Annotated in this window: 21 protein-coding genes; 9 read left to right on the forward strand and 12 right to left on the reverse strand. The window is 68.9% G+C overall.

The genetic code is table 11. The features are described 5' to 3' along the window. Positions 1-50 precede the first annotated feature (50 nt). The 10 genes from OG588_RS02150 to OG588_RS02195 form a co-directional block, all read right to left on the reverse strand. Entirely contained in the window at positions 51-902 is an 852-nt protein-coding gene (locus tag OG588_RS02150) for an NAD(P)-dependent oxidoreductase (RefSeq protein WP_405945767.1), read from the reverse strand. Continuing rightward, the gene (locus tag OG588_RS02155; protein WP_405945768.1) at positions 902-1,474 is read right to left on the reverse strand and encodes a DoxX family protein; all 573 of its coding nucleotides are present in this window, start codon (positions 1,472-1,474) and stop codon (positions 902-904) included. The genes OG588_RS02150 and OG588_RS02155 overlap by 1 nt, the downstream gene beginning before the upstream one ends. Next, the gene (locus OG588_RS02160) at positions 1,471-2,424 is read right to left on the reverse strand and encodes an alpha/beta hydrolase (protein WP_405945769.1); all 954 of its coding nucleotides are present in this window, start codon (positions 2,422-2,424) and stop codon (positions 1,471-1,473) included. The genes OG588_RS02155 and OG588_RS02160 overlap by 4 nt, the downstream gene beginning before the upstream one ends. Further along, positions 2,421-4,079, reverse strand: a complete 1,659-nt coding sequence (locus tag OG588_RS02165) for a thiolase C-terminal domain-containing protein (RefSeq protein ID WP_405945770.1) — start codon at positions 4,077-4,079, stop codon at positions 2,421-2,423. Before OG588_RS02165 ends, OG588_RS02160 begins: the two co-directional genes overlap by 4 nt. Then, positions 4,076-5,452 carry a cytochrome P450 gene (locus OG588_RS02170; RefSeq protein WP_405945771.1) on the reverse strand — a complete coding sequence of 459 codons (1,377 nt, stop codon included), beginning with the start codon at positions 5,450-5,452 and terminating at the stop codon, positions 4,076-4,078. The genes OG588_RS02165 and OG588_RS02170 overlap by 4 nt, the downstream gene beginning before the upstream one ends. A gap of 36 nt (positions 5,453-5,488) precedes the next feature. After that, a complete protein-coding gene (locus OG588_RS02175; RefSeq protein WP_327406534.1) occupies positions 5,489-5,683 on the reverse strand; it encodes a ferredoxin in 195 nt (64 codons plus the stop codon). A gap of 78 nt (positions 5,684-5,761) precedes the next feature. After that, entirely contained in the window at positions 5,762-7,129 is a 1,368-nt protein-coding gene (locus OG588_RS02180) for an ABC transporter substrate-binding protein (protein ID WP_405945772.1), read from the reverse strand. A 39-nt stretch (positions 7,130-7,168) separates the two neighbouring features. Further along, positions 7,169-8,374, reverse strand: a complete 1,206-nt coding sequence (locus tag OG588_RS02185; protein ID WP_366095158.1) for a CoA transferase — start codon at positions 8,372-8,374, stop codon at positions 7,169-7,171. Then, the gene (locus OG588_RS02190) at positions 8,371-9,810 is read right to left on the reverse strand and encodes an aldehyde dehydrogenase family protein (RefSeq protein ID WP_405945773.1); all 1,440 of its coding nucleotides are present in this window, start codon (positions 9,808-9,810) and stop codon (positions 8,371-8,373) included. The genes OG588_RS02185 and OG588_RS02190 overlap by 4 nt, the downstream gene beginning before the upstream one ends. Beyond that, entirely contained in the window at positions 9,807-10,538 is a 732-nt protein-coding gene (locus OG588_RS02195) for an SDR family oxidoreductase (protein ID WP_405945774.1), read from the reverse strand. The genes OG588_RS02190 and OG588_RS02195 overlap by 4 nt, the downstream gene beginning before the upstream one ends. A gap of 236 nt (positions 10,539-10,774) precedes the next feature. On the opposite strand from OG588_RS02195, the gene OG588_RS02200 reads away from it, so the two are divergent. Genes OG588_RS02200 through OG588_RS02220 form a run of 5 tightly spaced genes read left to right on the forward strand, consistent with a single transcriptional unit; the run spans position 10,775 to position 14,981 of the window. Further along, the gene (locus tag OG588_RS02200) at positions 10,775-11,479 is read left to right on the forward strand and encodes an SDR family NAD(P)-dependent oxidoreductase (protein ID WP_366095156.1); all 705 of its coding nucleotides are present in this window, start codon (positions 10,775-10,777) and stop codon (positions 11,477-11,479) included. Further along, on the forward strand, positions 11,476-12,168 hold the full coding sequence (locus OG588_RS02205) for a carboxymuconolactone decarboxylase family protein (protein ID WP_405945775.1): 693 nt from the start codon (positions 11,476-11,478) through the stop codon (positions 12,166-12,168). Before OG588_RS02200 ends, OG588_RS02205 begins: the two co-directional genes overlap by 4 nt. Before the next feature lie 4 nt (positions 12,169-12,172). Next, entirely contained in the window at positions 12,173-13,438 is a 1,266-nt protein-coding gene (locus OG588_RS02210) for an aromatic ring-hydroxylating dioxygenase subunit alpha (protein ID WP_405945776.1), read from the forward strand. Next, positions 13,425-13,745, forward strand: a complete 321-nt coding sequence (locus tag OG588_RS02215; RefSeq protein WP_405945777.1) for a hypothetical protein — start codon at positions 13,425-13,427, stop codon at positions 13,743-13,745. Before OG588_RS02210 ends, OG588_RS02215 begins: the two co-directional genes overlap by 14 nt. Positions 13,746-13,751: 6 nt before the next feature. Continuing rightward, positions 13,752-14,981, forward strand: a complete 1,230-nt coding sequence (locus tag OG588_RS02220; RefSeq protein WP_405945778.1) for an amidohydrolase family protein — start codon at positions 13,752-13,754, stop codon at positions 14,979-14,981. 31 nt (positions 14,982-15,012) lie between these two features. Here the strand turns inward: OG588_RS02220 and OG588_RS02225 are convergent, their stop codons facing one another. Next, entirely contained in the window at positions 15,013-15,606 is a 594-nt protein-coding gene (locus tag OG588_RS02225) for a TetR/AcrR family transcriptional regulator (protein ID WP_366095152.1), read from the reverse strand. 134 nt (positions 15,607-15,740) lie between these two features. Here OG588_RS02225 and OG588_RS02230 point away from each other — a divergent pair, with 134 nt between their 5' ends. The 4 genes from OG588_RS02230 to OG588_RS02245 all read left to right on the forward strand — a co-directional run bounded on the left by OG588_RS02230 (position 15,741) and on the right by OG588_RS02245 (position 18,993). Beyond that, positions 15,741-16,763, forward strand: coding sequence for a zinc-binding dehydrogenase (locus OG588_RS02230; RefSeq protein WP_405945779.1), 1,023 nt, complete (start codon positions 15,741-15,743; stop codon positions 16,761-16,763). A 6-nt stretch (positions 16,764-16,769) separates the two neighbouring features. Further along, entirely contained in the window at positions 16,770-17,297 is a 528-nt protein-coding gene (locus tag OG588_RS02235) for a nuclear transport factor 2 family protein (protein WP_366095150.1), read from the forward strand. Beyond that, positions 17,294-18,121, forward strand: a complete 828-nt coding sequence (locus OG588_RS02240; protein ID WP_405945780.1) for an NAD(P)-dependent oxidoreductase — start codon at positions 17,294-17,296, stop codon at positions 18,119-18,121. The genes OG588_RS02235 and OG588_RS02240 overlap by 4 nt, the downstream gene beginning before the upstream one ends. 68 nt (positions 18,122-18,189) lie before the next feature. Continuing rightward, the gene (locus OG588_RS02245) at positions 18,190-18,993 is read left to right on the forward strand and encodes an SDR family NAD(P)-dependent oxidoreductase (protein WP_405945781.1); all 804 of its coding nucleotides are present in this window, start codon (positions 18,190-18,192) and stop codon (positions 18,991-18,993) included. A gap of 31 nt (positions 18,994-19,024) precedes the next feature. On the opposite strand, the gene OG588_RS02250 is transcribed toward OG588_RS02245, so the two are convergent. After that, positions 19,025-19,816 carry an enoyl-CoA hydratase gene (locus tag OG588_RS02250; RefSeq protein ID WP_366095147.1) on the reverse strand — a complete coding sequence of 264 codons (792 nt, stop codon included), beginning with the start codon at positions 19,814-19,816 and terminating at the stop codon, positions 19,025-19,027. Positions 19,817-19,838: the final 22 nt, after the last annotated feature.

Genomic DNA, 19,838 nt, shown 5'->3' on the forward strand with positions numbered 1-19,838 from the left:
CTGACGACGAGCGACGATATCAATGTTCTCCGTTGGCGAGAAGCTCGTATTCACTTTCGTGGAACGGGAGTTGAGGATGCCGTCAGGCGCCCTTGGCCCATGTGGTCGAGGGCCGCGTCGGCCGCCGTCAGCACGGTGCCCGTCGGGGCACCCGCCGAGTCGGCGAGGTCGGCCAACAGCCTGACGTCCTTGCGCAGCAGCGGTCCGGCGCGCTCCGCGAGCCGGTCCAGCGTGCCGCCCGCGGCCTTCACCCGGTCGAGCGCGAAACTCGATCCGCTGCCGTGCAGGACGACTTCGGCGAGGGCACCACGGTCGATGCCGAACCCCGGCGCCAGAGCGAGTGTGTCAGCCGCGGTCGCCAAGTTGGCGGTGAACAGCAGGTTGTTGAGAAGTTTGGCGATCTGTCCCGATCCGAGCGACCCCATGTGGACGACGGGATCGCCGAACGTCTCGAACACCTTGCGGCAGTACGCGACCGTGCCCGACTCGCCGCCCGCCATCACCAGCAACCGGCCCTCGGCGGCGGCCTTTCCGCCGCCGCTGACCGGCGCGTCGACCACGGAGACGCCGTGCGCCTTGGCCCGCTCGGCGAGCCGCCGGCAGGTGTCGGGATGGACCGTGCTGTGTACGGCGATCACCCCGCCCCGGCGCAGACCTCTCAGCACGCCCTGTTCGCCCGTGACGACCTGCTCGACGTCGGCGTCGTCGACGACACAGACGCACACCAGGTCGCTGGCGGCGGCCAGTTCGACGGGGGACGTGGCCCGCTGTGCCGCGGTGTCCGCGAACGCGGCGAGGGTGCCCGGGCGGCGCGCCCAGAGCGTCGTGGCGAAGCCTGCCTCGACGATCCGGCGTGCCATGGGGGCGCCTTGGCTGCCCAGCCCGATGAATCCGACGCGCATCAGCGGGCCTCCTGATCGGCCGACTCGGGGGTGTTCTCGGACTCCGGCCCGGCTACGCCCTGAACCCCGGCGTCGGCCTTCGGCTCCGGTCGCCAGAACGTGCCCAGCAGTCCCCCGGTCGCCACCACGGCCGCGCCCAGCGCGATGCCGCCGCCGGTCCAGCCGGTCAGGTCGATGCCGGCCGCGTGGTCGACGGACCAGCGGCCGGGGCCCAGTACCGCGAGTGCCAGGGCGACGACGGCGAGCGTGAGGACGTACTCGTAGCCGTCCTTGAAGACGAAGAAGCCGTTGGGCCGGTGCGCGAGCAGTCCCGCGACCAGCATCACGGAGATCACGGCGGCGCAGGCCAGCGTGGTGAGGAGACCGAGGATCAGCAGGACGCCCGCGCCGACTTCGGTGAGCACGCTCATCCACGCCTGCAACACACCCTGTTTCAGGCCGAGTCCGGTGAACCAGCGGGCGGTGCCCTCGATGCGGCCGCCGCCTCGCCAGTGGTTGAGCCCGTGCATGATCATGATCAGTCCTACGGCCACGCGTACAAGCAGCAGTACCGCGACGTCGGCGTCACTCATCCGGCCCTCCTCGGGAGACGGTCGATCCCGTCGTTGTCGTATCCACCGTTCCCGGAGTCGTATCCACCGCTCTCGGATGCGAGAACGCACTCCTCGACGAAGGAGAGGATCTTCAGGTGGTATCCGGTGGCGGTGTGCCCGATGCTCAAGTTGTGGCCGCTGTCGGCCTGTTCGTCGGTGACGACCCGCGGGGAGTCGATGAACAGACTCGCGATGTCGGCCATGGCCTCGGGCCCGGAGCTCCACACGCGTTCGTGGTCACCGAGCGTGTAGTGGACGGGAATCCGTACGCGGGCGGCGACTTCGGGGAACTCCAGTGGCCAGCGGCGAGCCACGGTGGATTCGTACGGCGGCCCCGAGGACTGGATGCGCGGGGCGCCGATAACCTCGTCCGGGTACAGACGCGACGGCTCCCACAGCAGGTCGCGCAGGCCGGGTCCGGAGCGTCGCGGCACGGCCGGGTCGCGCCGACGGAAGTCGAGGATCTCGACGGCGCCGGGAGCGTGGTGGCGCCCGGTGCCGGCGATCTCCAGGCCGAGAAGGTCGTTCCGCCGTTCGTCGCCGGCCATGTGGACACCCAGGGCGCAGCCGATCGAGTGCGCCCAGAGGAAGAGTCCCGCTCCGCGCGGACGCGAGGCGAGCAGTCGCTCCACCGCCGCATAGGCGAGGTCGACGCGTCGCGCGGGAGACGCCATGGTCTCGCCGTGCGGAGCCGAACTGCCGTATCCCGGGCGGTCGATGGCGACGACCGTGAAGCCCAGTGCCGCCGCGGTGCGCAGCAGGGACAGCCGGGGCTGGTCCGGGTAGTCGAAGTAGCTCGACGTCACCGCTCCCCCGTGCAGGGCGACGACGACCGCGCGCGGTTCGGGGACCTCGCACAGCAGCCCCGACATGGGGATGCCGTCGACGTCGACGACGCGCGAAACGACCTCCGTCGTACGGGAGTTCATCCGTCCGCCCGGAAGAGGATCACGCCGCTCGGGGTGAGTCCGCCGCTGCTCGCCACCGCGACCCGCGCGCCGGGTATCTGGCGTGCCCCGGCCGCACCACGCAGTTGGGTGATGGCCTCGTGGACCAGTCCCATGCCGTGGGTGCGGCCGTGGGAGAGCTGTCCGCCGTGGGTGTTCAGTGGCAGTACGCCGTCCCGTGCGATGTTCTTGCCTCCGTCCAGGAAGTCCTTGGCCTCGCCGATGCCGCAGAACCCCAACCCCTCAAGCCAGGACAGGCAGTTGAAGGTGAAGCCGTCGTACAGTTCGGCCACGTCGACGTCTTCGGGGCGCAGCGCGGTGCGTGACCACAAGTGGGCGGACTGGCCTAGGACTTGGGGTTCGTGGGTGAGTGTGCTCTGGTCCCATTCGAGCCGTTCCAGGATCTGGGTCCCAACTGCCTCGACGAAGACGGGGGGTTGGGCGAGGTCCCGAGCCGCGTCCACCGCCGACACGATCACGGCGACCGCTCCGTCGCAGGGGACGTCACAGTCGTAGAGGCCGAACGGGGTGGTGATCGGTCGGGCGCCCAGGTAGTCGTCCATCGTCATCGGATCGCGGTAGACCGCCGTGGGGTTGAGTGCCGCGTTGGCACGCTGGTTGAGGGCGATCCAGCCGAGGGTCTCGCGGGGGGTGCCGTAGCGGTGGAAGTGGCGTTGGGCGTTCTGGGCGAGGGTGTGGGCGGCCGAGATCGCTCCGAACGGCTTCATCCAGCCGTCGAGTCGGCGCGGTGGGTCCTGCGCGATCCGGCCGCGGCGCACGAGTTCGCCGTACGACGCCTCCCAGACCGTACGGAAGCACAGCACATGGCGGGCCAGGCCGCCCGCGACGGCGAGCATCGCGGAGATGAGGGAACCGCCGGGACCGAAGGTCTCGCCGCCGCCGTTGTACCAGGTCGGTTCCAGGCCTAGGGCGGACTCCAGTGCGGTCACTCCGCCTTCGCCGAAGCCGCCGTAGGGGCCGGCACCGGGGTAGGTGGCGAGGCCGTCGATGTCGTCGACGGTGAGGCCGGCGTCGGCGATCGCGCCTTCGCAGGCCCGCACGGTCAGCGACAACGGCGGGACCATCAGGCGGCGGCCGATCTCCGACATGCCGATGCCGGAGATCGCTACCTTGTCCTCGAACTTCTCCGTGGTCACCATCGGCCGTACGCGACGGGCGAGTTGACGGGTGTCGACCTCGGCGAGCGGTAGGGGGTCCGTCGCCGGGCGGTCGCGGGCCGGGCGGAACAGGGGCAGCCAGGCGTCCTCGACCGGTTCGAAGACGACCTCCATCCGCATGCCCAACTCCAGCTCGTCCGGGGCGCATTGGACGGCGTTGGTGGTGAGCCGGACCCTGGGGTCCTCCTCCAGGGCGACCTGGGCCACGACGTAGGGCGCGGGCAGGCCGGGCAGGGCGAAGCGGTGGTTGACGGTGAAGCCGATCAGCGTCGCGTGGCCGGAGACGGCCCGGACGCCGATGTCGTGCCCGCGGCAGTACCGGCAGACCGGTTGCGGCGGGTGGATGAGGGCCGCGCAGGACCCGCACTCCGCCACCCGCAGCCGGCCGTCCGCGCCGGCGGTCCAGAAGAACTCGTTCTCCTCCGTGACCACCGGGCCGGGACGCTGATGATCCGTCATGTGCCGATCCGTGCCGTGGACTTGCGGACGGTGACGGGTTCGGCGAGGCGCTGTTCGTCGCAGACCTTCTGCAGTTCGGCGAGGGTCTCGTCGAGTCCGGCGCCGAGCCGCTTGCCTGGCGTGAAGGTCGCCGGGAGGTGGCGCATGCCCTGGATGACGCCGATGGTCTCGTAGTGGACGGCGCCTTCGGGGTCGCACGCGTAGTCGGGCATCCGGTCGAGTACGGCTGTCACCATCCGCTTGAACACCGTGCGGGCCACGTTGGAGCCGATGCAACGGTGGATGCCGAGGCCGAAGCTGCTGTGCCGGTTGCCCTTGCGTTCCATGTCGACCGTGTCGGGGTCGGGGAAGACCGACGGGTCCCGGTTGGCCATCGCCCAGGAGAGCCAGAGGCGTTCGCCCTCCTTGAACTCGGTGCCGGCGATCTCGCAGTCCGCGGAGAAGGTACGTCCGTCGCCGGGGGCCGGGGTGTAGAAGCGCAGGAACTCCTCGGTCGCGGAGTCCAGCAGGGTCTTGCGCTCGCTGCTGAGCCGGTCGCGTTCCCCGGGGTTCTGCGAGAGCCATTCGAGCGCGTGGGCGGTGAGCGCGGTGGTGGTGTCGAAGCCGCCGCCGATCAACAGGGCCAGTACGCCGAGGAGTTCGCCGTCGTCCGGGGTGCGGCCGTTGAGGTCGGCGCGGACGAGCGCGTCCACCAGGCCCGGGCGGGGCGCCTTGCGGATCCCCATGAGCTGGCCCATGAGGTCCATGCCCATCTTGCGGCTGAGGTCCAACACCCGTGCCCGGTCAGGGGAGTTGGGGGGCGTGTAGACGGAGGCGTGGGCCGGTTCGTTGTAGATGGTCCAGCGCTCGATCGGGATGCCCATCATCGCCAACGTCAGTACGGCGGGGACGATGTTGGCGAGGTCGTCGACGAAGTCGATGTGCCCGGACTCGATCTTCTCGTCGATGCTCGCGCGCACGACCTCGTCGACGAACGGGATCCAGCGCTGGATGGCCGCTGGCGACAGATACGGGTTGAGGGTCTGCCGGTAGTAGCGCTGGTCCGGCGGGTCCATCTCCAGGAAGCCGCCCTGGGCCTCGCTGGCGCGCGGCGGCGGGGGGATGGAGATGCCCTTGTAGCCGCGCCGTTCCCCTTTCACGTCATGGTCGTTGGAGAGGAACTCGGCGGACCTCGCGAGTTCGAAGACCTCCCGGTTGCCGCTGGCGACCCAGTGGCCGCCGTGGGTCTCCGTCCAGGCGATCGGGCACTGCCCGTGCAGCTCGTGGGTGATGTCCTCGAACCGGTCACGGTAGTCGGGTGTGTGCCGGTCGAAGTGCACCTGCGGGTGCTTGCGGCCGGCGTCGTCGTCGACGGCCGCGTCTTCCGTGGTCATGCGGAGTCCTCTCCTGCTCGGTGGATGAGGTGGGGGTCAGGAGATGAGGGAGATCGCCCGCTCCGGACAGGACAGGACCGCCTCGCGGACGGCCGCCTCCTGGTCGGCGGGGACCTCTTCCTCTACGACCGAGGAGTGCCCGTCGATCTCGCTGAGTTCGAAGGTGTCCGGCGCGCGCATCGCGCAGAGCGTGTGGCCCTGGCAGCGCTCCGGGTCGACTCGTACCTTCACGGTCCTTCCTTCCTGCCGTGGTGAATGCCGTAGTGACCGCCGTGGTGCCCGGCGTAGTCAACGGGTGCTGTGGCGTGGCTACTTGAGGTCGGTGAGGGACTTGCCGACGTCGGCCAGTGTCGGCGGCTTGCCGTAGTTGCCCTTGTACTTGTAGACGGGCGCGTCGCACCGGTAAGCGCCGTCAGTTGGCTTGAAGTCGGCGGGGACCCAGCCGGTGGTGGTGGCCTTCTCGACGTTGAAGCACTTCACGGGCTCGTCGGGCTTGGTCAGGTTCACCGGGGCCTGGAGGCCTCCCCCGGTCCACTCGGTCTGCTTCTCGGCGTTGGCGAGGACGCAACTGCGGGTCAGTTCCGCGCAGTCGCGGGCCGAGGTGGCGAACAGCAGCCAGGCGGAGAAGGCGTGCACGGCGGGCAGGGTGATCTGCGCGTCGGGCGCGTACTCCTTGAACAGGGCGACCATCTCCTTGGTCGCCGGGTTGTCGTCCGCCTTCTCCAGCGGGTAAGTCCCGTCGATGCTCGCGAAGTTGGTCTGCGAGCTCAGCGCGGTGTCGGCCAGCTTGAGGAACGCCGGGCCGTAGGCGTTGTTGTTGGCGTCGACCCAGTCGAGCTTGTAGTCGATGTTGGTGAGCGCCTGCTCCAGCTTCGCCAGCTGGGTGAAGTCCCCCAGGAAGACAAGGCCTTTGACCTTCTTCGTCTTGATCGACTGGGCGTACGGCGTCCAGTCGGAGACGCCCTGCGCGGGGTAGAGGTCGGAGTAGGTGACCTTGCCGCCCAGCGCGGTGAGGACTTCCTTGTCCTGGGCCGCGATGGCCTTGGTGACGGGTACGTCTCCGGTGATGATGCCGACGGCGCTCGCCGACGACGGGTACGCCTCCTTCAACAGCCAGGAGTAGTAACCCGTGTAGGGCGCGTATCCGGACGAGGCACCCTGCGTCATCACCTGAAGGTCGGCGCCGACCTCGGAGGTGACCTGGGCCGGGAACTCGGGGAGCAGGCACTTGAGTCGGGTCTTGACGCCGAGGCCGTCGAGCGCGGCGCCGCCGCCGACCTCGAAGAAGTCGGTGCGGCAGGCCTCGATCATCTGCTGGTTGACCTGCATGAGCTGGGCGTCGTGCGTCTCGGGCGTGATCTTGCGTCCGTTGATGCCGCCGGCGGCGTTGCACCAGGAGGTGAAGACCTTCGCCGCGTTCTCGAACTCCGGGTTCTTGGTGAAGCCGACGTCACTGAAGACGCCGACCTTGATCTCGGAGCTGGTGACGCCCTGACTGGCGACGGACTTGGCCGTCCCCTTGCCGCACACGGACTTCAGCGTGCCGAAGTCAGCGGTGGCCGTGTCGGCGGCTCCGGTGGTGGAAGGGCTGCTGGTGTCCGCGGACTTGGCGCGGCCGGAGCATCCGGCCGCAGCCGCGAGGGCCAGGACCAGCGCGGGGATGAGCAAGCGTCTCATCGGTTCTCCTCGTTGAGAATGAATCCCGCCGACAGGTGATCAGGTGACCGCGCCCGCCGCCTTGAGCGCGATGATGCGGTCCCAGTCCAGGCCCAGTTCGAGGAGGATCTCCTCGGTCTGGGCGGCGAACTCGGGTGCGGGCCCGAGTTGTGGGGCGTGCACGTCGAACTGCACGGGGCTGGCGACCAGTTCGAGTTCTCCGGCCTGCAGGAGGTACTCGTTCGCTCTGATCTGCGGGTCGTCGCCCACTTGCAGGGAGTCCTGCACCGGGGCCCACGGCCCGGCCAGGGTGGCAAAGCGACTGCTCCACTCCGCGAGGGTGCGGGTGGCGATGACCTCGCGCAGGATCTTGACGGCCTCGACCGTGTGGGAAACGAGGTTCTCGGCCGTGTCGAAGCGTGGATCGTCGGCGAGTTCGGGGCGGTCGATGTGCCGGCACACGTCGGCCCAGAACTTGCCGGGCTGCATCATGACGAACGCCAGATGGTGGCCGTCGGAGGTCTCGTACAGACCGGACAGGGGGTTGGTGACGGAGCCGTGGGTGCCGACGGGCGGCGGGAGCCAGGGCTTGCCGAGGTGCAGGGAGAGCGCGGTGGCGTGGCCCATCGCCCACAGTCCGCTGCCGAGCAACGAAACGTCCACGACCGAGGGTTCACCGGTGCGTTCGCGCTTCAGGAGCGCGGCCGCGATGCCGCCGGCGAGGTTGGTGCCGGAGATGGTGTCGCCGTAGGCGGGCGAGGGCGGGTTGATGATGCCGTCGGTGCCCTCGGGGGTGATGCTCGCGGCGGTGCCGGCGCGGGCCCAGAACGCCGTCATGTCGTAGCCGCCCTTGCGCGCTTCCGCTCCGCGCGGGCCGAAGGCGCTGCCCCGGGCGTAGATGATCTGCGGATTGACGGCACGGATGTCGTCGACGTCGATGCCGAACCGCTCCCGGTGACCGGGCAGGAAGCTGGTCAGGAACACGTCCGAGCGGCGGGCGAGGTCGTAGAGAACGTCCTTCCCCTCGGGGCGGGAGATGTCCAGGCCGAGGCTGCGTTTGCCGCGGTTGGCGTGCTCGACGTTGGGATTCGGGTCACCTTCGACACGCATCGTGCCGGTCTGGCGGAGACCGCGTTGCGGGTCGCCGGTAACGGCGTGCTCGACCTTGATGACGTCCGCTCCCCAGTCGGAGAGGACGGCTCCCGCCGAGGGCACGAAGCCGTACATGGCGACTTCGAGGACGCGGATGCCTTCGAGCGGCATCATGACCGGACCACGACCGCGAACGCCTTGTACTCCAGGAACTCCTCCAGGCCGGCCACGCCGCTCTCGCGGCCGATGCCCGACTGCTTGTAACCGCCGAACGGCACGTCGGCCGCGAAGTAGTTGCCGCCGTTGATGCTGAAGGTGCCGGTGCGGATCCGGCGGGCGAGCGCGATGGCCCGCTCGTCGTCGGCGCTCTGGATGCCGCCGGAGAGGCCGAAGATGGAGTTGTTGGCGATGCGGACGGCGTCGTCATCGTCGTCGTACGGAATCACCACGAGGACCGGGCCGAAGACCTCGTCCTGGGCGATCTCGCTGTCCGGGTCGACGTTGCTGAGGAGGGTCGGCTTGTAGAAGAAGCCGGGATCGATCTTCTCGCCGCCGGTAACGAGGTTCGCACCTGCGGCTACGGCCCTCTCGACCATGCCGTCGACCTTCTCGCGCTGGCGCTCGCTGATGAGCGGGCCCGCGAAGGTCTTGGGGTCGGCGGGGTCGCCGAGCGGGATACGGCCGAGGCCCGCCGCCACCATGGCGACGATCTCGTCGTGGTGCTCCCTGGGCACGAGCAGCCGGGAGGTGAGCGCGCACCCCTGCCCGGAGTGGGAGCAGATGGTGCCGGCCGCGAACATGGCGGCGGTGGCGAAGTCGGCGTCGTCGAGGACGATCATGGCGGACTTGCCGCCGAGTTCGAGGAAGACCTTCTTCACCGTGCGGCTCGCGGCCTCCATGATGCGGCGGCCGGTCGCGGTGGATCCGGTGAAGGTGATCATGTCGACGTCGGGGTGCGTGGTGAGCGTCTCGCCGACGTCGGCGCCGGAGGAGGTCAGGACGTTGACCACGCCGGGCGGTATGTCCGTGTGCTCGGCGATGAGTTGGCCGAGGAAGAGCGTCGTCAGCGGGGTGTCCGGGGCGCCCTTGAGGACGACCGTGCAGCCGGCCGCGAGCGCGGGTGCGAGCTTGGCCAGGGCGAGTTGGTTCGGGTAGTTGTAGGCGATGATCGCCGCGACGACCCCGGCGGCCTCCTTCTCCACCCAGCGCCGGTGACGTTGGCCGCGGCTCTCGGACTCGCCGAGCTCCTCGGTCAGCGGGTACTTGCGCAGCAGGTCCGCGTAGTAGCGCACCAGCTTGACGGGGTCGTCGAGTTGGGGGCCGTAGGTGAGCATGCGGGGCGCGCCGACCTCGGCGATGGTCAGCTCGCGCAGCTCTTCGACGTGGTCGGTGAGCGCCTGGTGCAGCTGGTCGAGACAGCGGATGCGCAGCTGTACGTCGGTGGACCAGGCGGTGGTGTCGAAGGCGGTGCGCGCCGCTGCTACGGCGGCCTCGGCCTGGGCGGTGGTGGCGTCCGGGGCGTGGCCGTAGACCGCGCCGGTGGCAGGGTTGAGGGAGGGGAACGTCCGCTCCCCCTCGACGAGTTGACCGTCGATGAGCAGGCGGGTCACAGCCGCACCACCTGTCCGCCGTCCACGCTGATGGTCTGGCCGGTGAGCCAACTCGCGTCGTCGGAGAGCAGGAACAGCACGGTGGGGGTCAAGTCGCCCGGCGTGCCCATCCGTTTGAGCGCCAGGGCCTGGGTCATCCGCTCCTGGAACTCGACCGGTACGACGGTGGCCGTGGCCTCGGTGTCGGTGGGGCCGGGGGCGATGCCGTTCACGCGGATGCCACGGCCGCCGAGTTCGGCGGCGAGGGACGCGGTGAGGTGGTTGATGCCGATCTTGGCCAGGCCGTAGTAGCCGCTCGCCATGTAGGCGGCGGCGGAGGACTGGTTGACGATCGCGGCGCCCTCCGTCAGGTGCGGGACGACGGCCCGGGTGACGTAGAGGGCGCCCATCAGGTTCACCTGGATGAAGCGGTTGAGGTAGTCGAGGTCGACGGTGGTCAGGCCCTCGCGCCGCATGCTGTGGTAGATCGCGGCGTTGTTGATCAGGTAGTCGATGCGGCCGAATTCGGCGACGGTGGCGGCGGCCAGCGCGTCGGCCGAGGCGGGGTCTCCGACGTCGACCTTGACGAAGAGCGCGGAGTCGAGTTCCTTGGCGACCCGCTGTCCCTGCTCCTCGTTGATGTCGGCGACCACGACCCGTGCTCCCTCGGCGGCCAGCGCCCGGGCGTAGTCCTCGCCGATTCCCTGTCCCGCTCCGGTGACGATCGCCACCTTGTCCTGGAACCGCATCCTGTTCTCCTCGCATGGATGGGCGGCTTGCTCCAATGAAGCGGAAACTACATTCTCCTTATACGCGAATCAACCATCCGGCAGCGAGAATGTCATCCTGACGACTTGCTGACAGCCCCACGGAGTTCGGCGAACAGCCCCCGCCTGCGTGGGACTTCCGGAAGCACCGGAGACGAGAATACGCTTCTCAGATCTGGAAGGGAGATTTTCATGATCGAGACGAAGGGGGTTCCGGCATGAGGACAGCCCTCGTCACAGGCGGCGGCTCCGGCATCGGACTGGCCATCGCACAACGCCTGGAGGCCGACGGTCTCCAGGTCGCCACCCTCGACCTCAATCCGTCCGACAGAGGCTTCTCCCGGAAGGCCGACGTCTCCGACCGGGCCCAGGTGGACGAGGCACTGACCGAGATCCGGGAGCAGCTCGGCCCGGTCACGGTACTGGTCAACGCGGCCGGGATGGAGGGGTACAAGCGCTTCGCCAACCTCACCTTCGAGGCCTGGCAGCGGGTCATCGACGTCAATCTGCACGGTGTCTTCCACTGCGTGCAGGCGGTGCTGCCGGACATGGTGGAGGCCGGCTGGGGCCGGATCGTCAACATCTCCTCGTCCAGCGCGCAGTCCGGCCAGCAGTTCATGACGCACTACGTGGCCGCCAAGTCCGCGGTCAACGGTCTGACCAAGTCGCTGGCCCTGGAGCTGGGCCCGCAGGGCATCACCGTGAACGCGGTTCCGCCCGGCTTCATCGACACACCCATGCTGCGCCGCTCGGAGGAGCGCCAACTGCTCGGCGGGACGGTCGAGGAGCACATCCAGCGCACTCCGGTACGGCGGGTCGGGCGCCCGGAGGACATCGCCGCGGCCTGCGCCTTCCTCACCTCCGAGGAGGCCGGCTACATCACCGGCCAGATCCTGGGCGTGAACGGCGGGCGGAACACGTGAGCGAGCAGAGCGAGCATGGCCAGCACGACGGACCCGGCGAGACGGCCACCGAGCACAGCGGGCACGGAGAGCACGGAGAGCACGGAGAGCACGGCTTGCATCACGGCACCACCGGCGACACCGTCGCCGAGAACGCCGTTCGCATCGCCCCGGTGCCGTACGACGACTGGGACCACGAGCTGTTCTCGGTCATCAACCATCCGCGGAAGCTGCCGCAGGCCAACGTCCTGGGGATCTTCCAGCGGCACCCGGCCCTGGCGCGGGCGTTCCTGACGTTCAACATGCACCTCAATACCTCGACTCTGCCGGTGCGAGTCCGTGAGCTGGCCGTCATGCGGGTGGCCTGGCGGCGGGGCAGCAGGTACGAGTGGGCGAGTCATGTCCTGATCGGCCGGAAGGTCGGGGTGACCGAGGCCGAGATCGAGGAAGTCCGTACGAACGCCGACACCTTGCTCAACCGGGCGGTGGACGAACTGGACACCGACTCGGGCCTGTCGGACGCAACCTACGCGGCGCTCGCCGTCGACCTGGACGAACGCCAGCTCATGGACCTGGTCTTCACCATCGGCGCCTACACGATGCTCACGATGGCCCTCAACACCTTCGGCGTGGAACTCGACCCTGCGATCTCGGAAGAGAACTTCAGTTTCCCAAAACGAGAATGGTATTCTCACAAGCGAGAGGGGTGATCCCATGCCACACTTCGCCAAGCCCGAGGCCGGGAGCTGGACCGAGAACTACCCCGAGCTGGGCACCAGCCCGGTCAACTACGAGGACTCCATCGACCCCGCGTACTACGAGGCCGAGAAGGAGGCGATCTTCAAGAAGACCTGGCTGAACGTCGGCCGGGTCGAGCAAGTGCCCAAGGTCGGCAGCTACTTCACGAAGGAGCTGGCCGTCGCCGACACCTCACTGGTGATCGTGCGGGGCAAGGACAAGGAGATCCGCGCCTTCCACAACGTCTGCCGCCACCGCGGCAACAAGCTCGTGTGGAACGACTTCCCGGGCGAGGAGGTCAAAGGCACCTGCCGCCAGTTCACCTGCAAGTACCACGCCTGGCGCTACAGCCTCGACGGCGATCTGACCTTCGTCCAACAGGAGAAGGAGTTCTTCGACCTGGACAAGGCGGACTACGGCCTCAAGCTGGTCCGCTGCGAGATCTGGGAAGGCTTCATCTTCGTCAACCTGGACCAGAACGCCCAGCCGCTCAAGGAGTACTTGGGCGAGTTCGCCAAGGGACTGGAGGGCTACCCCTTCCACGAGATGACCGAGGTCTTCACGTACAAGGCGGAGATCGGCAGCAACTGGAAGCTGTTCATCGACGCGTTCGCGGAGTTCTACCACGCGCCCGTCCTGCACATGAAGCAGGCCGTCAAGGACGAGGCCGACAAGCTCTTCAACGTCGGGTACGAGGCGCTGCACTACGAGATCCACTCCCCGCACTCGATGATCTCCTCCTGGGGAGGCATGTCCCCGCCCAAGGACCTGAGCATCGTCAAGCCCATCGAACGCGCCCTGCGCAGCGGCCTGTTCGGCCCGTGGGAGGCGCCCGACATCGAGGGCCTGGGCAACCTGCCGACGGGCCTCAACCCGGGCCGGCACCGCGCGTGGGGCAACGACTCCTTCGAGTTCTTCCCGAACATGACCCTGCTGATCTGGAAGCCCGGCTGGTACCTGACGTACCACTACTGGCCGACGGCGGTGGACAAGCACATCTTCGAGGCCAACCTGTACTTCGTGCCCGCCAAGACGGCGCGCGAGCGGCTGAAGCAGGAGCTGGCGGCGGTGACCTTCAAGGAGTACGCCCTCCAGGACGGCAACACCCTCGAAGCCACCCAGACGATGCTCAAGAGCCGGGTGGTCACCGAATTCCCGCTCTGCGACCAGGAGTTGCTGCTTCGCCATCTGCACAAGACGGTCGCCGACTACGTCAAGGAGCACACCGATGCTGCCCAGTGAGTTCGCGGCACTAGAGCCGTTCAGCGAGTGGGTCCTGGAGTCCGAGCGCGACCGCTACAGCAAGCGCCTGGCCAGCTCCATGGAGGAGATGCAGGCCTTCTACGACGCCGCGTTCCCGCTCCTCGAACAGGCCTCCGACCACCTCGACAAGTTCCCGCTCCCCGAACTCCCGGAGCAGGAGCGCAACTTGCTGCTGCTGATGTTCTCCCTGGTGAACGTGTCGTTCCCGGTCGAGGTCTGGAAGCAGGCCCGGGTGCCGGACAGCGGGGCCGCCTATATGGACCTCGTCGTCGAGCCGAAGGTCTGACCGGTCGTGCTCACGCTCAAGGCAGCGCGTGTACTGCACGTGGAGACGGGCGAGTTCGAGACGCCGGGCCTGGTGACGGTCGAGGGCGACCGCATCACGCCCGGCGGCGGCAAGGGCGGGAGCGCGGGCGAGAGCGAGGTTCTCGACCTCGGCGATGTGACTCTCCTGCCCGGCCTCATGGACATGGAGGTCAACCTCCTGATGGGCGGCCGGGGGGAGACGCTCGCGTTCTCCCCCGTCCAGGACGATCCCCCGCTGCGGATGCTCCGTGCGGTGGGCAACGCCCGGCGGACCCTGCGGGCGGGGTTCACCACGGTCCGCAACCTCGGCCTGTTCGTGAAGACAGGCGGCTATCTGTTGGACGTCGCGCTGGCGAAGGCCATCGACGCGGGCTGGATAGACGGCCCGCGCATCGTGCCGGCCGGGCACGCCATCACACCCACCGGCGGCCATCTGGACCCCACGATGTTCGCCGCGTACGCCCCCGGAATCATGCCTCTCTCCCTGGAAGAGGGCATTGCCAACGGCGTCGACGAGGTACGCAAGGCGGTCCGGTACCAGATCAAGCACGGGGCGCGGCTCATCAAGGTCTGCGCGTCCGGGGGCGTGATGTCCCACACGGGCACCCCCGGCGCGCAGCACTACTCCGATGAGGAACTGCGCGCCATCGTCGACGAGGCCCATCGGCGCGGACTGAAGGTGGCGGCCCACACCCATGGAGCCGACGCCGTCCGGTCGGCGGTGGAGGCGGGCATCGACTGCATCGAGCACGGCTTCCTGCTCGACGACGACACCATCGCGCTGATGGCGGAGCGCGGCACTTTCCTGGTGCCGACCACCGCTCTCATCGACGGGATGGACATGTCCCATGCCGCGCCCGAGCTGAAGGAGAAGGCCGCCGAGATCTTCCCCCGGGCGAAGACGGTGGTGGCCAGGGCCGGCAAGGCCGGTGTCCGGATGGCGCTGGGCACGGACGCGCCGGCGATTCCGCACGGCCGCGGCGCCCAGGAGCTGATCGCCCTGGTCGACCGCGGGATGACTCCCCTGGAGGCGCTCCAGGCGGCGACCGTCAACGCGGCGGAGCTGATCGACGCCGACGACCGGGGCCGTATCGCGGAGGGCCTGCTCGCCGATCTGATCGCGGTGCCGGGCAATCCGCTGGAGGACATCTCCGTGATGGCGGACGTCCGGTTCGTGATGAAGGGCGGGAAGGTGTTCCGCGACGAACGCCGCTGAGCCCAACGCCAAGACAGGACATGGGAGTTGGTCACACCGGCCCGTCGAGCGGCCGTAGCATCCGCAGGATCATCTCCACCGTGCGCTCGACGGGGCGGTTGCGGGCCGTGACCGTGGACAGGAGGGTGCGGGTCAGTACGGCGCCGAGGAGCATGTCGAACACGTCGTCCGGGTCCACGGCGGGGTCGACGCTCCCGGTCGGCGCGGCGCGCAGGATGTCCTGGAACTGCGGTCGCGCCGACACGCGCAGCAGCATCTCCGGCGGCCGGGGGCGGCTCGGCGTCTGGGAGTGCGCGAAGAGACCGGCAGCGGCGGCGCGGGCGGCCGGGGCGCCGAAGGCCGCCAAGTAGGCGCGGATGAACCGGCGGAGGTCGCGTCGCAGGTCCCCCGTCGGTTGGACGCTCAATGGGCTGAGCCCGGGGAACGTGGCTTCCTCGATCAGCTCGATGCGGGACGGCCAGCGGCGGTAGATGGCGGAGGCGTGGACGCCCGAGTGTTCTGCCACCGCCTGGATCGTCGTCGCGTCGAAGCCGCGCTGGACGAGGAGTTCGCGCGTCGCCGCGAGGGCCCGTTCGTTGATGCTCGTGTCCCGTGGACGGCCCGGGGCGCGGCGCGGTTCTGCCATGCCGTGATTGTAATGACCGGGCGGCGTACCGGTGTTGCCGCGTTCTCTCAATTATAGGAGACCGTCTTCTGTAATTACCGCTGTGTGGCTACAGTCCCGAAGGAGACGGACTTCGGAGTGCGGAGGAGAGTCTGATGCGTGCTGCTGTGCTGCGGGGCGGGAGCGTCGAGGCGCGGACCGTCGACGATCCGGTCCCCGGACCGGGCCAACTCCTCGTCCGTTCGCTGGCGTGCGGGATCTGCGCGTCGGATCTGCACTTCATGGACCATCCGGGGGCGGGCGCCGACGACGACAGCGGTATGTCGACGTACGACCAGGACGTCGACATCGTGATGGGTCACGAGTACTGCGCCGAGGTCGTGGACTACGGCCCCGGCACCGAGCGGCGGATCCCGGTCGGGACACGGGTGAGTTCGCTGCCCGTGCTGGCCACCCCGGCCGGCCGCAGGATCATCGGCCAGAGCCCCGAAGCACCGGGCGGGTTCGGTGAGTTGTTCCTGCTGACCGAGGCCATCACCCGGGTGGTGGTGTCGGACCTGCCGAGCGAGATCGTGTGTGTCGCCGACGCGATCTCGGTGGGCTGGTCGACGGCGTCCCGCGCCCAACTATCTTCTAGCGAGGCCCCATTGGTCATCGGCTGCGGGGCCATCGCCCTGTCGGCGATCGGCCGGCTCAAGAACCTCGGTGTCGGCCCCATCGTGGCGGCCGACCTCGTCGCGTCGCGTCGTGCGACCGCGCTGGCGATGGGAGCCGACGTGGTCGTCGACCCGGCCAAGGTCTCACCGTACGAGGCGTGGCGCAACGCGGCCGGTGGCCAGGCGAGTTGTGTCGTGTTCGAGTGCGTCGGCGTCCCCGGCGTTCTCGATTCGATCATCAAGGGCTGCGAGCGCGGTACCCGGATCTTCTCCGTCGGCGGTCCGCCGGAGGGCGACCATCTGCACACCCTGACCGCGAAGCGGAAGGGCATCAACATCCAGTTCGGGGGCGGCCCGTCGATGGACCACTGGGACGAGGCGTTCCGGGCGGTCTGTTCCGGCGGCCTCGATGTCGGGCCGATGCTCGGCCACACCGTCGGGCTCGACGGGGTGCCGGCCGCGCTCGACGCCGCACGGGACGCCAACGGCCCGGCCCGCATCATCGTCGTACCAGGGAGCTGAACACCCATGAGCGAGACTGACGAACTTGCCCAACTCCGCGCCACCGTCGAGACGTTGGCGGCGAAGGTGCGAGCCTTGGAGGATCAGGTCGAGATCACCCAACTCGTCGCGCAGTACGGGCCCGCGGTCGACAGCGGCTCAGGCGAGGCTGCTGCCGCCCTCTGGACCGAGGACGGCGTTTTCGACGCGATTCCCCATCTGCGGATGGAGGGCCGGGACGGCATCGTCGGCATGGTCCACGGCGCCGGGCACCAGAGTGTGATCCACAACGGCTGCGGTCACGTGCTGACCGCGCCGCACGTGGTCGTCGACGGCGACCACGCGACCGGCCGCAGCCACGCGCTCCATCTGCGCTGGGACACCGACGCGGGCCGGTTCTGGGTGTTCCAGGTCTCGGCCAACACCTGGCGCTGGGTGCGCACTTCGGAGGGCTGGCGCATCGCCGAGCGGGTCAACGCCAACCTCGACGGCACCGAGGGGCCACGCGCGATGCTGGCCTCGTCTTCCAACTCACTACACCTGGAGGAGAGTTGAAGATCGGGTTCATCGGGTCGGGCCGCATGGGGCAGCCGATCATCGAGCGCCTCGCGGCCGCGGGGCATGACGTCACCGTCCACTCCCGCCATCCGGAGACGCGCGCCAACACCGGTGCAGACGGGCCGAGTTCGGCCGACACGATCGAAGCGACCGTGCGCGATGCGGACGCGGTGTTCGTCGTCGTACTCACGGACGAGCAGGTGCGATCGGTGTGCCTCGGCCCCTACGGCGCCATCGCGGCCATGGCGGCGGGGTCGACGCTCGTCCAGCACACCACCTCCGCCCCCGAGACCGCCGGACTGCTCGCCGAAGCGGGCGCGGAGCGCGGTGTCCGGGTGTTGGACGCCGCGCTCTCGGGCGGCCCGCACGACATCGCCGCGGGCCGTCTCACCCTGTGGGTCGGCGGGGACGAGGCCCAACTGGAGGAGATGCGCCCACTGTTGGAGACGTACGCCTCGCCGGTCATGTTCGTGGGACCGGCCGGCAACGGTCAGCGGGTCAAGCTCGTCAACAACGCCCTGTTCGTGGCGCAGGTCGGTCTCGCGGTCGACGCGGTGCGGGTGGCGGGGTCGCTGGGGATCGACGAGAAGGTGATTCTCGCCGCGTTGCAGCACGGCAGCGGTGCGAGTCGGGCGCTCGGTGTCGTCGCGAGTGGCGGGTCGGTCGACTCGGTCGCGGTGCGACTGGCGGACCTGATGAGCAAGGACGTGGCCGTGGTGCGCGAGGTGGCGCGGAGCACCGGTGCGGACCTTGGAATCATCGGGGCGGTGCTGTCGTCGGACGCGGTCGAGAAGAAGGTTCTCCGCCGGTCGTCGTCATGACAGAGATTCCTGAACTCCCACCCCATGCAACCGAGTTGCTCTGAACACCCCGGAACAAGGAGTACGAAGTGGCTGAATCGCTCACGAGCAAGTACGGGCCGTGGGGTGTCATCGCCGGTGGGTCGGACGGGGTGGGTGCCGCGTTCGCCCACCGGCTGGCCGCCCAGGGGATGAACGTCGTGCTGGTGGCCCGGCGCCTGCCCGTGCTGGAGGCGTCCGCCGAGGAGATCCGCGCACGCTACGGCGTCGAGGTCCGGATCGTCGCCCTCGACCTCAGCTCGTCAACTGCCCTGGCGGAGTTGGAGGATGCGACCGCCGGGCTGGAGATCGGGCTGTTCGTGTACAACGCGGGCAGCGACGACCGTAGCGTGCCGTTCCTCGACAAGGACCTCGACACCCACCTCGGCCTGGTGCGGCGCAACTGCACCGCCGTACTCGAAGCGGCGTACCGCTTCGGTGGCCCGATGGTGGCACGCAAGCGCGGAGCCGTGGTCCTGGTGACCTCGGGCGCCGCGTGGGCGGGTGGCGCCACACTCGCCGCCTACGGCGCGTCGAAGGCGTTCGACCTGATCCTCGCGGAGAGCCTGTGGGCGGAGTGGAAGGACAGCGGGGTGGATGTCCTGGGGCTGGTGCTCGGCAGGACCGACACCCCGTCCCTGCGCCGGACCGAAGGTGTCCAAGGCGGTTCCTACGGTGGCAACTTGGCCGACCCCGACGACGTGGCCGCCGAAGCGCTCGACCATCTCTCCGACGGCCCGACCTGGATCTGCGGCAGCCCCACCCCGACCGGCGGTTCACCGTTCGGGGCGTTGAGCCGCCGTGACGCGGTGCTGGCGATGAGCCGGGGCGCGACCGCGCACAAGGATCAGTGACGGTCGCGGTCCGGCCCATCGAGCCGGCGGCCTACTGGCCCTTGATGCGTTCCTTCATGGCGTCGAGCTGCGTGAGAATGGGATATCCGCTCACGCTCAGCGCGTTCCCGTGTCCTGTCTCGTGAATGTCGAACACGGACTGGATGGCAGCGTAGAAGCCCTGGACGTCGAGGCTCTGGTTGACGGCCCGCTTCGCCTGACGGAGACCGAAGGACGGCATCCGGGCGATCCGGTGGGCCAACTCAAGGGCCTCGGTGCCCAGTTGTTCCAGCGGGACGACCTTGTTCACCATGCCGACCTTCTCCGCCTCCTCGGCGGTGACGGCTCGTCCGGTGAAGAGGATCTCCTTCGCCTTGCGCGGACCCAACTCCCAGGTGTGGCCGTGGTATTCGACTCCCCCGATGCCCATGTGCACGACGGGGTCGGAGAATTCGGCGTTCTCGGCGGCCACGATCAGGTCGCAGGGCCAGCAGAGCATCAGTCCGCCCGCGATGCACTTGCCCTGCACGGCGGCGATCGTCGGCTTCGGTACGTTGCGCCAGCGCAGGGTGTACTCCAGGTACCGGCGGGTCTCGGCGCTGTAGATCCACTCCAGGGTGATCTCCTTCGGCGCCGGCCAGCGGTCCTTCAGGTCGTGTCCCGACGAGAAGTGCTTGCCGTTGGCCTTCAGGAGAATGACCTTCACGTCCTCGTCGGCCGCGGCCCGGCTCCAGGCCGCGTCCAGGGCGTCGAGGAGTGCGCTGTTCTGCGCGTTGGCGACCTCGGGCCGGTTGAGGGTGATGATCCCCACCCGGCCGTCGACCTCGTACAGGATCTCGTCCATGCGTCTTGTCCTCTGTCGGCTC

This window comes from Streptomyces prunicolor, assembly GCF_045162825.1.
Lineage (GTDB): Bacteria > Actinomycetota > Actinomycetes > Streptomycetales > Streptomycetaceae > Streptomyces > Streptomyces prunicolor.

Bases quoted from the DNA above. Each gene is read 5' to 3' on its own strand.
- OG588_RS02215 (WP_405945777.1), top strand. From the start codon at position 13,425: ATGCTGCCCAGTGAGTTCGCGGCACTAGAGCCGTTCAGCGAGTGGGTC.
- OG588_RS02165 (WP_405945770.1), bottom strand. From the start codon at position 4,079: ATGACGGATCATCAGCGTCCCGGCCCGGTGGTCACGGAGGAGAACGAG.
- OG588_RS02195 (WP_405945774.1), bottom strand. From the start codon at position 10,538: ATGCGGTTCCAGGACAAGGTGGCGATCGTCACCGGAGCGGGACAGGGA.
- OG588_RS02170 (WP_405945771.1), bottom strand. From the start codon at position 5,452: ATGACCACGGAAGACGCGGCCGTCGACGACGACGCCGGCCGCAAGCAC.
- OG588_RS02235 (WP_366095150.1), top strand. From the start codon at position 16,770: ATGAGCGAGACTGACGAACTTGCCCAACTCCGCGCCACCGTCGAGACG.
- OG588_RS02185 (WP_366095158.1), bottom strand. From the start codon at position 8,374: ATGATGCCGCTCGAAGGCATCCGCGTCCTCGAAGTCGCCATGTACGGC.
- OG588_RS02225 (WP_366095152.1), bottom strand. From the start codon at position 15,606: ATGGCAGAACCGCGCCGCGCCCCGGGCCGTCCACGGGACACGAGCATC.
- OG588_RS02150 (WP_405945767.1), bottom strand. From the start codon at position 902: ATGCGCGTCGGATTCATCGGGCTGGGCAGCCAAGGCGCCCCCATGGCA.
- OG588_RS02250 (WP_366095147.1), bottom strand. From the start codon at position 19,816: ATGGACGAGATCCTGTACGAGGTCGACGGCCGGGTGGGGATCATCACC.
- OG588_RS02200 (WP_366095156.1), top strand. From the start codon at position 10,775: ATGAGGACAGCCCTCGTCACAGGCGGCGGCTCCGGCATCGGACTGGCC.
- OG588_RS02180 (WP_405945772.1), bottom strand. From the start codon at position 7,129: ATGAGACGCTTGCTCATCCCCGCGCTGGTCCTGGCCCTCGCGGCTGCG.
- OG588_RS02210 (WP_405945776.1), top strand. From the start codon at position 12,173: ATGCCACACTTCGCCAAGCCCGAGGCCGGGAGCTGGACCGAGAACTAC.
- OG588_RS02155 (WP_405945768.1), bottom strand. From the start codon at position 1,474: ATGAGTGACGCCGACGTCGCGGTACTGCTGCTTGTACGCGTGGCCGTA.
- OG588_RS02230 (WP_405945779.1), top strand. From the start codon at position 15,741: ATGCGTGCTGCTGTGCTGCGGGGCGGGAGCGTCGAGGCGCGGACCGTC.
- OG588_RS02160 (WP_405945769.1), bottom strand. From the start codon at position 2,424: ATGAACTCCCGTACGACGGAGGTCGTTTCGCGCGTCGTCGACGTCGAC.